General features: G+C 65.3%; 12 protein-coding genes and 2 riboswitches. Of the genes, 4 read left to right on the top strand and 8 right to left on the bottom strand.

Going from position 1 to position 14,201, the window contains the following annotated elements; genetic code table 11:
* The first annotated feature begins 11 nt into the window (after nucleotides 1–11).
* On the top strand, nucleotides 12–1,064 hold the full coding sequence (gene yhjD / locus CSQ99_RS00280; RefSeq protein WP_099037048.1) for an inner membrane protein YhjD: 1,053 nt from the start codon (nucleotides 12–14) through the stop codon (nucleotides 1,062–1,064).
* Between the two features lie 12 nt (nucleotides 1,065–1,076).
* Here yhjD and CSQ99_RS00275 read toward each other — a convergent pair whose 3' ends face one another.
* Complete coding sequence (locus CSQ99_RS00275) at nucleotides 1,077–2,615, bottom strand: high affinity choline transporter 1 (RefSeq protein WP_099037320.1); 1,539 nt, start codon at nucleotides 2,613–2,615, stop codon at nucleotides 1,077–1,079.
* A gap of 51 nt (nucleotides 2,616–2,666) precedes the next feature.
* A riboswitch (guanidine-I (ykkC/yxkD leader) is annotated at nucleotides 2,667–2,774 on the bottom strand.
* A 118-nt stretch (nucleotides 2,775–2,892) separates the two neighbouring features.
* A riboswitch (guanidine-III (ykkC-III) riboswitch) is annotated at nucleotides 2,893–2,961 on the top strand.
* A 10-nt stretch (nucleotides 2,962–2,971) separates the two neighbouring features.
* Between CSQ99_RS00275 and CSQ99_RS00270 the strand changes: the two genes are divergently transcribed.
* On the top strand, nucleotides 2,972–4,138 hold the full coding sequence (locus CSQ99_RS00270) for an agmatinase family protein (protein ID WP_099037047.1): 1,167 nt from the start codon (nucleotides 2,972–2,974) through the stop codon (nucleotides 4,136–4,138).
* A 9-nt stretch (nucleotides 4,139–4,147) separates the two neighbouring features.
* On the opposite strand, the gene CSQ99_RS00265 is transcribed toward CSQ99_RS00270, so the two are convergent.
* The 4 genes from CSQ99_RS00265 to CSQ99_RS00250 form a co-directional block, all read right to left on the bottom strand.
* Nucleotides 4,148–5,371, bottom strand: a complete 1,224-nt coding sequence (locus tag CSQ99_RS00265) for a D-alanyl-D-alanine carboxypeptidase family protein (protein WP_099037046.1) — start codon at nucleotides 5,369–5,371, stop codon at nucleotides 4,148–4,150.
* Nucleotides 5,372–5,545: 174 nt separating this feature from the next.
* Complete coding sequence (locus CSQ99_RS00260) at nucleotides 5,546–6,550, bottom strand: SMP-30/gluconolactonase/LRE family protein (RefSeq protein WP_176560821.1); 1,005 nt, start codon at nucleotides 6,548–6,550, stop codon at nucleotides 5,546–5,548.
* 33 nt (nucleotides 6,551–6,583) lie between these two features.
* The gene (locus CSQ99_RS00255; protein ID WP_099037044.1) at nucleotides 6,584–7,966 is read right to left on the bottom strand and encodes an aspartate aminotransferase family protein; all 1,383 of its coding nucleotides are present in this window, start codon (nucleotides 7,964–7,966) and stop codon (nucleotides 6,584–6,586) included.
* On the bottom strand, nucleotides 7,963–8,472 hold the full coding sequence (locus tag CSQ99_RS00250; protein ID WP_099037043.1) for an Lrp/AsnC family transcriptional regulator: 510 nt from the start codon (nucleotides 8,470–8,472) through the stop codon (nucleotides 7,963–7,965). Before CSQ99_RS00250 ends, CSQ99_RS00255 begins: the two co-directional genes overlap by 4 nt.
* 122 nt (nucleotides 8,473–8,594) lie before the next feature.
* Between CSQ99_RS00250 and CSQ99_RS00245 the strand changes: the two genes are divergently transcribed.
* A complete protein-coding gene (locus CSQ99_RS00245; protein ID WP_176560798.1) occupies nucleotides 8,595–10,100 on the top strand; it encodes a gamma-aminobutyraldehyde dehydrogenase in 1,506 nt (501 codons plus the stop codon).
* Nucleotides 10,101–10,132: 32 nt separating this feature from the next.
* Here CSQ99_RS00245 and CSQ99_RS00240 read toward each other — a convergent pair whose 3' ends face one another.
* Both CSQ99_RS00240 and CSQ99_RS00235 read right to left on the bottom strand, forming a co-directional pair.
* Nucleotides 10,133–10,993: a universal stress protein gene (locus CSQ99_RS00240; RefSeq protein WP_099037042.1), complete on the bottom strand. Its 861-nt coding sequence runs from the start codon at nucleotides 10,991–10,993 to the stop codon at nucleotides 10,133–10,135.
* A gap of 16 nt (nucleotides 10,994–11,009) precedes the next feature.
* Nucleotides 11,010–12,518, bottom strand: a complete 1,509-nt coding sequence (locus CSQ99_RS00235; RefSeq protein ID WP_099037041.1) for an APC family permease — start codon at nucleotides 12,516–12,518, stop codon at nucleotides 11,010–11,012.
* A gap of 114 nt (nucleotides 12,519–12,632) precedes the next feature.
* On the opposite strand from CSQ99_RS00235, the gene CSQ99_RS00230 reads away from it, so the two are divergent.
* On the top strand, nucleotides 12,633–13,556 hold the full coding sequence (locus CSQ99_RS00230) for a sigma-70 family RNA polymerase sigma factor (protein WP_099037040.1): 924 nt from the start codon (nucleotides 12,633–12,635) through the stop codon (nucleotides 13,554–13,556).
* Here CSQ99_RS00230 and CSQ99_RS00225 read toward each other — a convergent pair.
* The gene (locus CSQ99_RS00225; RefSeq protein WP_099037039.1) at nucleotides 13,534–14,127 is read right to left on the bottom strand and encodes a carboxymuconolactone decarboxylase family protein; all 594 of its coding nucleotides are present in this window, start codon (nucleotides 14,125–14,127) and stop codon (nucleotides 13,534–13,536) included. The two genes, CSQ99_RS00230 and CSQ99_RS00225, sit on opposite strands and share 23 nt — an antisense overlap.
* Nucleotides 14,128–14,201 lie beyond the last annotated feature (74 nt).

The following is a 14,201-nucleotide window of genomic DNA, read 5'->3' as shown; positions in this document are numbered from 1 at the left end:
GGAGGGCTCGAATGACACCTCCGGCCGAGTCGATGGATCCAGACAAGCCGGACAAACCCGGGATTCTCGATCGCCTACGCGCGCGATATCACTGGTTCGACCATGCGATGCGCGCCCAGGAGCGCTACCAGGACAGCAAGGGCGACTTCTACGCCGCGGGCATCACGTACTTCACGATCTTCGCGCTGTTCCCCATGCTGATGGTCGGATTCGCGATCGGTGGCTTCATCCTGGCGAACCAACCTGACCTGCTCGCCGAAGTCCAGGGACGGATCAAGTCGACGATCACCGGAGACATCGGGCAGCAACTGGTCGAGTTGATGGACTCTGCGATCAAATCGCGTACGTCCGTCGGCATCATCGGTCTCGCGACCGCGGCGTGGGCCGGCCTGGGCTGGATGGCGAATCTTCGTGAAGCGCTGAGCCAGATGTGGGGGATGGCGCGGCATGAATCCAAGGGGTTCCTCCGTACCAAGTTGTCGGATCTGACGGCCATGGTGGGTCTGTTCCTCGCGCTGGTGCTCACGATCGGGCTCACCGTGCTGAGTAGTTCGGGCGCGATGAAACAAGTCCTGGAATGGTTTGGACTGCAGGATGTTCCGGGTGTGAGTATGGCGCTGCGGGTGGCGTCACTTGCGGTGTCGGTGCTCATCACCTGGCTGTTGTTCACCTGGATCATCGCGCGGCTGCCCCGTGAGTCGGTCAGTTTCCGCAGTGCCCTGCGGGCCGGGCTGATGGCCGCGGTGGCCTTCGAGATCTTCAAGCAGGTGGCGTCGATCTACCTGCGGTCAGTGGTGACCGGTCCGGCCGGAGCGACGTTCGGTCCGGTGCTCGGTCTGATGGTGTTCGCCTACATCACCTCTCGGCTCATCCTGTTCGCGACCGCATGGGCGGCCGTGTCGAAAGACAATCTGGTGGCGGCACCGGTCGACCCACCCAACGCCGCGCAGATCATCCCGCGCGTCGAGTTTCGCGAAGGAATCGGAGTTCGCGGTGCGCTTACTGCGGCAGCGGTGGGTGCCGTTGGTGCGTTGGGTATTTCGCGTTGGACGCGCCGCTCGTGAGCTGCGGCTGCGCTATCCGGGCGTGGCCGCACCCGCGAGCGCAGAGGCCTTGTTCTCGATCTCCTCTTGCGTCGTATCGAGGGCATCGTCGACATCCTGCGCGACCTGAATGTCGAGGCCGCGCAGCGTTGCGGGAGGCGTCATCAGCGATACCGCGATATAGGTCAGCAGGCCGGCCGCGAATGCGATGAACGTGGGCCACCCGTCGAACGATGCGCTGACGAGGTTGTTCGGGATGTAGAGGATCGTGTTCTCGACCCCGAACATCGTCGGGGTCATGACGAACAGTCCGATCCGGACGACGAACCCGACGGCAATCGAGGCAACAGCGGCCGTGGTGGTGCCCCGGCGCCACACCAGCCCAAGGATGAATGGCACGACCAGGCAGGCCAGCATCAGATCGAATGCCAGCGTGAGGAGGATCCCGGTCTGCTGGACGTAGATCGCGAACACGATCGAGAACAAGGTCATCGGAACCATCGCGATGCGGGTGGCCCGCAACAGCGGATCCCTCTTACCGGGCTCGTGCACCCGGCGGACGCCGCCGAGGTTGCGCACGCACACGTTGGAGATCGCCAAGATGGCGCCGTTCGCGGTGGACATCGACGCACCGACCAGCCCGCACAGCACCAGTACGGTCAGCCCAACCGGCGCGTATTGGTCAAGCAGCACGAACAACACCGGGCCGTCGAGTTCTTCGGGCAGGAACGAATGTGCCGCCAGCACAACCAGTCCGAACGGTACGCAGATCGTGACGGTACCCGCGGCCGCGGTGAAGCAGGCCTTGCGCGCAGCCTCGGGTGACTTGGCGGAGAACACGCGGGCCATGAAATCGATCGCGACGATGTCGCCGATGCCCAGCGCAATCAGCGTCGCCCAGTTGATGACCGCACCCTGGGCCGGATCGGAGAGTTGCCCGAGCGCGAACGGCCCGGTTCCCTCGGCGATGTTGATGCCGTGCGTGCTCGACATCCAGATGAACAGGCCGACGGCGCCGATCAGGATCAGCGACATCTGGATGATCGCCGTGTAGGCGTCAGCGATGAGGCCGCCGGTTCCGGTGTAGGCCACTGCAATCGCCGCGATCAGGACAACACCCAGCCAGTAGGGCATGCCGAGGAAGTAGTTGAACAGAAAGCCGCCCGCTACGAGGTTGCCCGCCACCAGCATGCAGAACGCGACGGCCAGGAGCAGCGAGGCGCCCACCTCGACCGAACGCCCGAACCTGAGTCGGTAGTAGTCGGGAAACGACGTCAGCCCCATCCGGTTCATCGGTTTGGCGAAGAAGACGCCGGTGATCGTCAGGCAGAGCGCCAAGCCCAGCGGCAGCGCCGCACCCGCCCAGAAGCCGAATTCGAAGGCGAGGTCGGTATTGCCGAGGGTGGCGTTGGTGTCGACGGCGGCGCCCATGAGCGCGCCGCCGACGAGCCAGAAGGGCAACATCCGGCCGCCGACAAGGAAATTGGAGCTGTCGCCCTCGATGCGTTTGGACACATAGAAGCCGACGGCAACGACAACGGCGATGCTGATCGCCACGCCGAGAAGAATCATGAGAGCCTCCCGATAGAGCACCGGAGGCGGAGCCTCCGAATGGGCACTGGAGTCTCCCGGGTTTTTATCCCGCCGTGGAACGGCCCAGCACCGCTGCCTGGTCGCCTGCGTCTCTCGGACCAGGCCCGGCGTGCCGGCGGAACCCTAGACGCGCCCCACATATTCATGTGAGTCCAAATCAGAAAAGGCCCTGCCCGTTACGAAAGATCGCGATCGGTGTTAACGATGCGTTTCATATAGCGCTGGACAGGAATTCGCGAACGTGCCAACAATGACAGCAGGCGCCGTGCAACCCGGCGCCCCGGACGAGGTGCGTCGTACCCGGTCAGCGACAAGACGGCGCGTGAGGAGCACTCATGTCCGACGGTCCCGAATTCACCGGCAGGCCCGATCCGTCCCTGCCGAACTCCGAAGGTGCGTGGGCGCAGCAAGCAGAGGCAAATCTCGGCGATCGCCGGTTGCGTGAAGAGATCGAACGCGGCCTGAGCTACGGCCTTGAGGCCGCGCCCACCATCAACGACCGGACCATCTCGACGTTCGTCCGCGGCGAGAAGCCACACTTCGCCGGTGAGCGCGGCACGTTCCTCAAGTGCCCGTTCATCGAGGATGTCAACCAGGTCGACGACGCCGAGGTGGCGATCTTCGGCGTGCCGCTCGATGCCGGTGCCACCTACCGGCCCGGTACCCGGTTCGGCCCCCAGGGAATTCGCCGCTCCACCAACCTGTTCGGCACGTACAACTACGAGTCCGGTGTCGATCTGCGCGAGCAGCTGAACATGGTCGACATCGGCGACGTGTTCACGATCCCTGGCAATTTGGAGAAGTCGTTCGACCAGATCAGTCAGGCGATGGCGCATGTGGCACAGAAGGGCGTCATGCCCATCGTGCTCGGTGGCGACCACTCGATCGGCTTCCCGACGATCCGCGGTCTGGCGCCGTACATGGACGGCAACATCGGCATCATTCACTTCGACCGCCACGTCGATACCCAGGAGACCGACCTCGACGAGCGGATGCACACGACCCCGTGGTTCCACGCCACCAACATCAAGAACGCGCCCGCGACGAACCTGGTCCAGATCGGCATCGGCGGTTGGCAGAGCCCGCGCGAGGGCGTGAAGGTGGGCCGCGAACGCAAGTCGACGGTCATCACCGTCGGCGACGTCGAACGGGTCGGCGTCGAAAAGATAGCGGAAATTGCCCTTGAGACAGCGTGGAAGGGCGCCAAGGCGGTCTATCTGTCGTTCGATATCGACGTCATCGACGCAGGCTTCGTGCCCGGCACCGGCTGGCCGGAACCGGGCGGTCTGCTGCCGCGGGAAGCACTCAACCTGGTCAAGATGGTCTCCGAACCCGGGCTGGCCGGTATCGAGGTCGTCGAATGCTCGCCGCCGTATGACTGGGCCGAGCAGACCGCGCTGATGAGCTCGCGGGTCATCCTCGACAGCCTGGCTGCCCAGGTCCGGTCCGGAAAGCTCGGCCGCAAGTCCGCGGCGTTGCCCAGGCCAGCGTGGGGGCCGTGACCGCCTGAATCAGTGCTGGGGGCGGCGATTGACGGACCGGGCGGCCATGATGAGCCCGAACACGATGATCGATCCGACGATGCCCACTCCCACGCGTACGGGGGCGGCGTCCATATCGGGCAGCACCGGCGCGGCATTGAGGGCCTGGGAGCCGGCGGCCGCCTCCGGCTTCGGCGCGAGCAGCGAGGGGTCGGGTTCGATCAGTGTGCCGATCCTGGTGCCCGGCGCCGTCGCGAAGCCGTAGTCCAGGAGATGCGCCGCCTGCTCCCACGGCGCGATCGGCTGGCGAGTGCCACGCAACAGCACCGCCACCAAGCGGCGGCCGTCGCGATCGGCCGCACCCACGAACGTCTGGCCCGCGTCGTCGGTGAACCCGGTCTTTCCGCCGAGAGCGCCGGGGTAGTTGTTGAGCAGCTTGTTGTCGTTCTCGATCGGATAGCCGACGTCGCCTCGGCCGGGGAAGTCGAAGCTGCGGGTGCTGACGATGTCGGTGAAAATCGGGTTCTGCCAGGCATATCGGTAGAACAGGCCGATGTCGTATGCCGAGGTGCTCATGCCGGGACCGTCGAGGCCCGATGGCGTCGCCACCCGGGTGTCGTGTCCGCCGAGCTTGTCCGCCAGGGCGTTGAGCTTGCCCAACCCGGTGTCCCACCCACCGAGTTGCATGAGCAGCGCGTGCGCTGCGTCGTTGCCCGAATACATCAGCAGGCCGTGCAGCAGGTCGTTGATGGAGTAGAAGCCGTTCTCGCCGACGCCGACCTTGGTGCCCTCCTGAGCGGAGTCCTCGGCGGTGCCCGCAACGACCTTGTGGATCGGCAGCTCCTTGATCGCCTGCATCGCGACGAGGACCTTGATGATGCTTGCGGGCCGGTGCCTGCCGTGCGGATCCTTGGCGGCGATGACATCGCCGGTGTCCAGGTCGGCGACCAGCCACGCCTCGGCTGAGACGTCGTTGGGCAGCGGTGGGGTGCCGGGAGCGGTGATCACGCCACAACCCGAGAGCGCGTCGCCGCCCATCGGCTTGGCCGGCACAGGCAGCGGACCGGGAGCCGCCTGACCGGGCTTGGGCACCTCGGACGCATCGATGGCCGGTGGCGTCGATTGCTTGTACGGACATGCGCTGGTATCCGGCGCGGCGTCCGGTTGGGCCGCGGCCACCGCGGGGGAAGCCAACAGAAACAATGCTGCTACCAGGGCCGCAGCGCGCTGCGACGAGGTTCGGACGTTCGCCATGGTGAGCGCAGATTAGGTGTTGGCGGGCGGGATTCCCAGGAGGCGCGCTGTGACTGGTGTGATTCAAGTTTCAATTGTGACTCGCGCGGGTAGCGCGGATGACATCGTTTTCGACGAAGTGCAGAAGAAGTGCGAGTAGACGTCTGAATTTCGTGGATAGCGATGCCGGTGCCCTCAGCGCAAGGCCGTCGCCGCCAGGTCGACGTGTGCGACGGCCGGCGAGCCGATGCAACCCATCCACAATCTGCCTTCGGCTTCGACCAGACCCGTCACCATGCCGAAGCCAGGGTGCTCGGTGCGGACACCTGCAACGGCGTTGCCGGTGTCGGGGTCGAACGCCACCGCCCACACGACCGGCTTGATCTTGGGCTGCAGTCGATCGGGTAGTCGCCACAGCAGCTTTCGTAGCGCGGGTGGAGTCCTTGGCAGCCACTCCGCCGCCGCATTGGTCTGCGACACCATCGCGCACCAGATCCGGCCGTCGGCGCCGGTCGAGAGATTATCCGGATTACCGGGCAGGTTGATGGCCAGCGGCGTGACCGTGCCCGCCTTGTCTCCCGCAAGCCAGTACTTCGACAGTCGTCGCGCCTGGGTCTCGGCGAACACGAGTGCCGACCCGTCGGCGGTGGGCGTGATGCCGTTGGCGAAATACAGGCCGGGGACCACCGTGAGCACTGTGCCGTCGGGATCGCGACGGAACACACTGCCGCGGTTGCGCGCCTCGAAGATCGGTCCCATGAAGTCCGCGTAGGTGAACGCGCTCGTCGACTCGGTGAAATATATTGTGCCGTCAGCTAGTTCGGTGACATTGGAGCAGAACTGCAGAGCCCGTCCGTCGACCTCGGAAACCAACGTTTCGACGACACCGGTGGCCGGATCGAGCACTAGGAGTCCGCCCGGGCTGCTGCAGACCAACAATCGGCCGTCGGAGGCGACGTGCAAGCCCAGCGGCCGGTTGTCGATCTCGGCGACCACGACGGGCGCACCGCCCTTCGAAGGGATGCGGACGATCTTGCCGTCGACCAGGCCGGCCCAGATCTGCCCGTCGCCGTCGACCACCACGTCCTCGGGTGCATCGCCGGGCACCGAGACGACGGTCAGCTCCGCCGAGGGAAGATCCGGGAGCGGATCGACCGGCGGCGGCGTCCAGCGGACGGGGTCGATCGGCGGCTTACCCATTGTGGACGCCACCGATCGACCCCAGCTGCCGTGTCAGAGTCGCCGGCTGGCTTCGGCGAGCACGCCGTGCAGGATTTCGTAGATCGCGTCGAATTCCTTCTGCCCGCTGATCAGTGGCGGTGCCAACTGCACAACTGGGTCACCGCGGTCATCGGCGCGGCAGTACAGGCCTGCCTCGAAGAGCGCGGGGGTCAGATAGCCCCGCAGCAGCCGCTCGCTCTCCTCGTCGTTGAAGGTCTCCTTGGTCGCCTTGTCCTTGACGAGTTCGATGCCGTAGAAGAACCCTTCGCCGCGGACGTCGCCGACGATCGGAAGGTCGTAGAGCTGCTCGAGCGTCGATCGGAACGCCGGGGCCAACTCCTTGACGTGGTCGTTGAGCCCCTCGCGCTCGAAGATGTCGAGGTTGGCCAGCGCCACTGCCGACGACACCGGATGTCCGCCGAACGTGTAGCCGTGTGCGAACGTCGTCTTGCCGTCGTTGAACGGTTCGAAAAGCCGATCGGATGCGACCATCGCGCCGATGGGCGAGTAGCCGGACGTCAAACCCTTTGCGCAGGTGATGATGTCGGGTACGTAGCCGAAGTCGTCGCAGGCGAACATCGAGCCGATCCGGCCGTAGGCGCAGATCACCTCGTCGGACACCAACAGCACGTCGTACTCGTCGCAGATCTCACGGACCCGCTCGAAATACCCTGGCGGCGGCGGGAAGCAGCCGCCGGCATTCTGCACCGGTTCCAGGAAGACCGCGCATACGGTGTCGGGGCCCTCGAACTCGATCGCCTCGGCGATGCGGTCGGCACAGTACCGTCCGAACGCCTTCGCGTCGTGCTCGTAGATCGCAGGTGCCCGATAGAAGTTGGTGTTCGGCGCGCGGAATCCGCCCGGCGTGAGCGGCTCGAACTGCTCCTTGAACGCAGGCAGGCCGGTGATCGCCAGAGCGCCCTGGGGAGTGCCGTGGTAGGCGATCGCACGCGAAATCACCTTGTGCTTACCGGGTTTACCGGTCAGCTTGAAGAAATTCTTGGCCAGTTTCCACGCTGACTCGACGGCCTCACCGCCGCCGGTGGTGAAGAACACGCGGTTGAGATCGCCCGGTGCATAACCGGCGATCCGCTCGGACAGCTCGATCGCCGGCGGCGTCGCGTAGGACCACAGCGGGAAGAAGGCCAGCGTCTCGGCCTGCTTGGCGGCCGCCTCGGCGAGCTCTTTGCGGCCGTGGCCGACCTGGACCACGAACAGCCCCGACAGGCCGTCGATGTAGCTCTTGCCGGTGCTGTCCCAGATGTGGACGCCTTCGCCGCGGGTGATGATCGGCGGCGTGATGCCGGCGCCGTGGCGGGCGAAATGCCCCCACAGGTGGCGGTCGGCGATGGCGCCAAGCTCGGTGGTGTCTTTAGAGATATCGGTAACGGTCATCTTGTACCCCAATTATATTGCTGTTTAACGAGTTTCAGGTAAACAAGTGTCTCGGTTGATATCACTCCCGGTAATGCGCGGATCTGTGTGTTGAGTAGGTCGAGCAGGTCGTCGTCGTCGGTACAGACGACCTCGACGATGGCGTCGAACGAACCCGCAGTCAGTACCACGTAGTCGACGGATTCGATGGTGGCCAGCTTCTCGGCAATCGTGGTGGTGTCGCCGGTGCACTTGATGCCGATCATGGCCTGGCGGGCGAAGCCCAGTTGCATCGGATCGGTGACCGCGACGATCTGCATGACTCCCGCGTCGACCATCCGTTGCACCCGCTGACGAACCGCGGCTTCGGAAAGTCCGACCGCCTTGCCGATGCCGGCGTAGGAGCGCCTGCCGTCCTGCTGCAACTTCTCGATAATCTGTTTCGACAGGTCGTCGAGCTGGAACGCCGCGCCAGGCCTGGACTGGTTGACGCGGAACGATACGGGCCCGAGACCCGGGTTAGCCATGCAAGTGATTGTGCACGGAATCCGTCGCGGCAAGCAACTATGACCATGAAATCATTCGTTTTAGGGCCTGCGCGCTGCGGGAATGCGTAGCTTGGCCCGTCCCGGTCGGTTAGCGTTGGTCCATGACTGTGTCTTCTCCCAAGACCGTGTCCACGAACGTGGCAAGCAGCTGGATCGACGGGGCCCCGGCGATCACCGGCGGTGGGCTGCACCAAGTGGTCAATCCCGCCAACGGAACACCCGTCGCCGAGATGGCACTGGCCACGCCTGCCGACGTCGACCGCGCCGTGGCATCCGCGCGTGCCGCGTTGCGCGGCTGGGCGACGGCTACTCCGGTCGACCGCGCAGGGGTGCTCGCCAAACTCGCCGAACTCGTCGACGCCAACGCGGACGCGATCATCGCCGAGGAGGTGAGTCAGACCGGAAAGCCGGTGCGGCTGGCTACCGAGTTCGACGTGCCGGGCAGCATCGACAACATCTCCTTCTTCTCCGGTGCGGCACGGCATCTCGAGGGCAAAGCCACCGCCGAGTACTCCGGTGATCACACGTCGAGCATCCGTCGCGAGGCCGTCGGCGTCGTCGCCACCATCACGCCGTGGAACTACCCGCTGCAAATGGCGGTCTGGAAGGTGCTGCCCGCGTTGGCCGCCGGGTGCAGTGTCGTGATCAAACCTGCGGAGCTGACGCCGCTGACCACGCTGACACTTGCGCGGCTGGCCACCGAAGCTGGTCTGCCCGACGGGGTCTTCAACGTCATCACGGGAGCGGGCGGTGATGTGGGCACCGCGCTCGCCGGGCACCCCGACGTCGACGTGGTGACGTTCACGGGGTCGACCCCGGTCGGCCGAAAGGTGATGGCGGCGGCCGCCGTGCACGGCCATCGCACGCAGCTGGAGTTGGGCGGCAAGGCGCCGTTCGTGGTTTTCGACGACGCCGATTTGGATGCCGCGATCCAGGGCGCAGTCGCGGGGTCACTGATCAACACCGGCCAGGACTGCACGGCCGCGACGCGCGCGATCGTGGCGCGCGATCTGTACGACGACTTCGTCGCCGGTGTCGCGGAGGTGATGAGCAAGGTGGTGGTCGGCGATCCGGAGGATCCGAACACCGACCTGGGTCCGCTGATCTCGATGGCACACCGCGCCAAGGTCGCGGGCATGGTGGAGCGTGCACCTGGTCAGGGCGGACGCGTTGTGACCGGCGGCAGCGCGCCTGACCTGCCCGGTTCCTTCTACCGGCCGACGCTGATCGCCGACGTCGACGAAGCCTCCGAGATCTACCGCGACGAGATCTTCGGGCCGGTGTTGACGGTCCGGTCGTTCACCGATGACGACGACGCGCTGCGGCAGGCCAACGACACCGCGTTCGGTTTGGCGGCGTCGGCGTGGACGCGTGACGTGTACCGGGCGCAGCGGGCGTCACGCGAGATTCACGCGGGTTGCGTATGGATCAACGACCACATCCCGATCATCAGCGAGATGCCCCACGGCGGCGTCGGCGCGTCGGGCTTCGGCAAGGACATGAGCGACTACTCGCTGGAGGAGTACCTCACCATCAAGCACGTCATGAGCGATATCACCGGGGTGGCCGACAAGGAGTGGCACCGGACCATCTTCACGAAGCGCTAGCGGAGCTGAAGCATCGGGCCTGTCCCGAAGCGTTAGTCGGCTTTCGGGACGACGATCACCGGGACGTCGACGCCGGCCAGGATGCGCGCGGCCGTCGAACCCAGGAAGATCCGTCGTGGCGCGGCGAACCTGCTGGAACCGACGACGAGCAGATCGCCGTCGTCCCAGCGGAGCTTCTTCAGCGCGGACTCCAACGTCATACCGTCGGCGACGAGCGATTCGATCTCGGGCGCGTCCGGAAGTGCCCGCGCCGCCACAGCGAGGTTCTCCTCGGCGGCGGCCCTTTGGAGCTGGCGCACCTCGCGTGCGTTGGCGGCCTCGGTGAGGTTCTCGGAGGACACCAGCGAGAGCATCCGGATGGCCAGGTTGGCGGCGCTGGCAAGCGTGATCGCGAACGGTAGTGGGTTGTCGTCGCCGGGGCGGGTCGGCACGGCGGCCGTCACGGCGACGAACTTCTCGTCCGGGTCGTCGGCGTAGCCACGCGGAGCCAGTGCCACCGGAATCGGCGAGGAGTGCAGCAGCGCACCGGTTACCGGGCCGATGGTGTGGCCGCCGAAGAACCCGTCGCGTGCGCCGCCGACCACGATGAGATCCGAATGCTTCTGTTCGGCGAAGCCGACGAGCGATTCGGCGAACGACTCACCGACCAGCACGGTCGACGATGCGCTGACACCGTTGGCGGTGAGCCGGTCGATCGCCCGGGAGATCCAGTCCTCGCCGCGCTCGACGAGCAGCTGCTGGTACTCCGCGCGCCCGGGATGGCCGTCCGGAAGCTCTTGCCGCACAACCAGAACAACGTCAACAGTGGCGTCGAAGGTCTTGGCGAGAGCGCTCGCCAATGCGACGCCGTCGTCCCCGGTGCTTGTGGCTAGGTATCCGACTGTCAGATGCATTGCTTTTCCTGCACTCTCAGTAGGTGTCTAGAACCTTGACTTCGGTTTGGGCGGTGAGAGTCTCGCCACGGAAGAACCGTTTGGTGCCGAATGCGAAGCACGCCAGCATCAGCGGAATACCGAGCACGAGCATTCCGACGCCGAGCACGAAGACGCCGCCGATCGGCCCGAATGCGGTGTAGCCGTAGTCCGGTGCGATCATGTCCTTGGCGCTGATGCCGAATGCCGTAGCCATTGCCAGCCCGCCGATCAGCGGGAAGATGCCGCGGAAGAACAGGTTTCGAGCCGAGGAGAACAATGTCCTGCGGAAGTACCAGACGCACGCGAACGCCGTGATTCCGTAGTAGAACGCGACCGCGAGCCCAAGCGAGGCCACCGAGTCGGCGAGTGCATTCTCCGACAGCAATGTCAGCAGCAAGTAGAAGAACAGCGCCGCGCCGCCCATCACGAGGGTGCCGAAGGCCGGGGTCATATAGCGCGGATGCACACGGGCGAACCGCTTGGGGATGGCCTCGTAGACCGCCATCGACAGGGTGCCGCGAGCGGTGGGCAGGATGGTCGTCTGGGTCGACGACAGTGCCGAAATGGAGACTGTGAGCAGCAGCAGGGACGCCGCGATCGTGCCTGCCACCGGTTTACCGAGCACCGTGAGAACGTCGTCGGTGTTCATGGGGTTGTTCAACCCGATGCCCACCTCGCTGAAGCCCGAGAACGACTGCACCGCATAGGCGACGAGCACGTACGTGCACACCAGGATGAGCGTGGTGATCACCGCGGCGATCCCGGGAGTGCGGCCGGGGTTCTTGGTTTCCTCGCCGACCGCCAGACAGGCGTCCCAGCCCCAGTAGATGAAGATGCACAGGATGATCGCGGCGGCGATCGAGGACATGTCCAGACCGCTCGGCCACAGCCATGACAGCTGCGGCGTGACCGCCTGGGCTCCGGCGGTTCCGGAGAACACGCGGACCAGCGCGATGATGCTGACGATGACCAGCACGCCGAACTGGATGGCGATCAAGATGTTCTGAAACCGCTCGGAGACGACGATCCCCCGCGCACTGATCAGTGTCATGGCGACGATGAAGAAGCAGCCGAGCAGCACTTTGGCAAGAATGTTCTCGGCGAGGTCGTCGAGGCCGAGGAACTTGAACAGGTAGATCGCCGCGATCTCGGCCACATTGGCCAGCACGATGATCGCCGACACGGCCAGGCCCCATCCGCCGATCCAACCGATCCACGGCCCGAACGCCTTGGTTCCCCACGTGAACGTGGTGCCACAGTCGGGGGTGTCCTGGGACAGTTCCTTGTAGGCAAACGCGACCAGCAGCATCGGGATGAACGCGAGCAAGAACATCGACGGCGCTTTTTCGCCGACCGCGAGGACGACGTAGCCGAGCGTCGCGGCCAGGCTGTAAGCGGGAGCCACGGCGGCGAGGCCGATGACGATGTTGCCGACGAGGCCGAGGGCACCTGCCTGCAGTCCCTTGTCGCCGACGACGGGGGCGTCGGGTTCCTTGATTGCCATGTGCGGAATATACGGTTTCCGTGGTTTCTGCGTGGGTTCAACTCGGGAATCGACTCATGCGGGTTACATCGCAACGAAATCAGTCACATTGGGGGCCGGTTCTAGACTTGGTTCATGACTCGGTTTTCCGGAGGTACGCGGGTCGACGAGTTCGAGGAGCTGCGGCCGCACCTACTGTCCGTCGCGTACCGACTGACCGGAACCGTCGCCGACGCCGAAGACATCGTGCAGGATGCGTGGCTGCGGTGGGACCGTTCGGATGCCGACGCGATCGCCGATCTACGCGCCTGGTTGACGACGGTGGTCAGCAGGCTGGCGCTCGATCGGCTGCGCTCGGCCTCACATCGTCGGGAGATGTACTACGGCGAATGGCTGCCGGAGCCCGTCGTGACCGCACTGGACGGCGATGATCCGCTGGCGGCGGTGGTGGCCGGTGAGGACGCGCGGTTCGCCGCCATGGTGGTGCTCGAACGGCTCAACCCCGATCAACGGGTGGCGTTCGTGCTGCACGACGGTTTCGCCGTGCCGTTTCCCGAGATCGCCTCGGTGCTCGGAATCACCGACGCCGCCGCGCGTCAGCTGGCATCGAGAGCGCGACGGGCGGTGGCGAGCGCGCCGCCTGCGGTCTCCGACGAGATGCACGCCGAGGTGGCCGGCGCCCTGATGCTCGCCATCGCCGCCGGTGAGATGGAAGCCGTTGTGCGACTGCTACATCCAGAGGTGACATTCACGGGCGACTCGAACCGCAAAGCACCCACCGCCGCACGGGTCATCCATGGTCCCGACAAGGTGGCGCGCTTCCTGTTGGGGCTGGCTGCCCGCTACGGGCCGGAGTTCCTGTCGTCGAGCCAGTTGGCGAACATCAACGGACAGCTGGGCACCTATCTCGCCGGCTCGCCGGCGAACGACGGCTATCCCGAGGTGATGCCGCGCGTCACGGCGATGACGGTGCGCGATGGAAAGGTCTGTGCCATCTGGGATATCGCCAATCCGGACAAGTTCACCGGTTCGCCGCTCAGGCCAGATTCTCCTCGGTAGCCCACGGCACCCGGCACGCATCGCCTGAGCTGAAACCCTGCTCGGTGATACCCAGCGCCGAGTACATCCGTGCGCGCATGTTCTCCACGCCGATCTGGTAGGTCAGCTCGATCACGCCGTCGTCACCGAAGCGGCCTTTGAGGTCGTCGACCTGTTCATCGGTGATGGTGTGCGGATCCGTGGTCATGGCGTCGGCGTAGACGATGGCGGCTCGCTCGTCGTCGGTGAAGAGTGGGGACGTGGCGTAGTCGTCGATGTGCTTGAGTCGGTCGACGTCCAGGCCGTCGAGGCGCTGCAGCATCGAACCGAAGTCGACACACCACGAGCACCCGACGGTGCGCGCCGTCCAGAACACCGCCAGTTCGAGCACATTCTTGGGAAGCTTCTTCGACGCCGACCCCAGCATGCCCTCGTGCACCACGTTGGCCAGCATCAGCCGCGGGTGATGTGCGGCGACGGCGAAGGGTTCGGGCACCTCGCCGAACTTGCGCTTGGCAATCCGGTAGAAGACCTTGGTCAGCAGCGAGGCGTGCTTCGGGGATACGGGTTCGATGCGTGAAGTCGTGTTCATACCCGTTAGACGAGGCAGACCCGCGAGGTGTGACACGGCGAGTGGGGACGAGACACTTTGAACCTGCCGATGGC

The organism is Mycobacterium neglectum, assembly GCF_002591975.1.
Lineage (GTDB): Bacteria > Actinomycetota > Actinomycetes > Mycobacteriales > Mycobacteriaceae > Mycobacterium > Mycobacterium neglectum.
The sequence above is the reverse complement of the archived record's forward strand: the minus strand, read 5'-3'. Positions and strand labels throughout refer to the sequence as shown.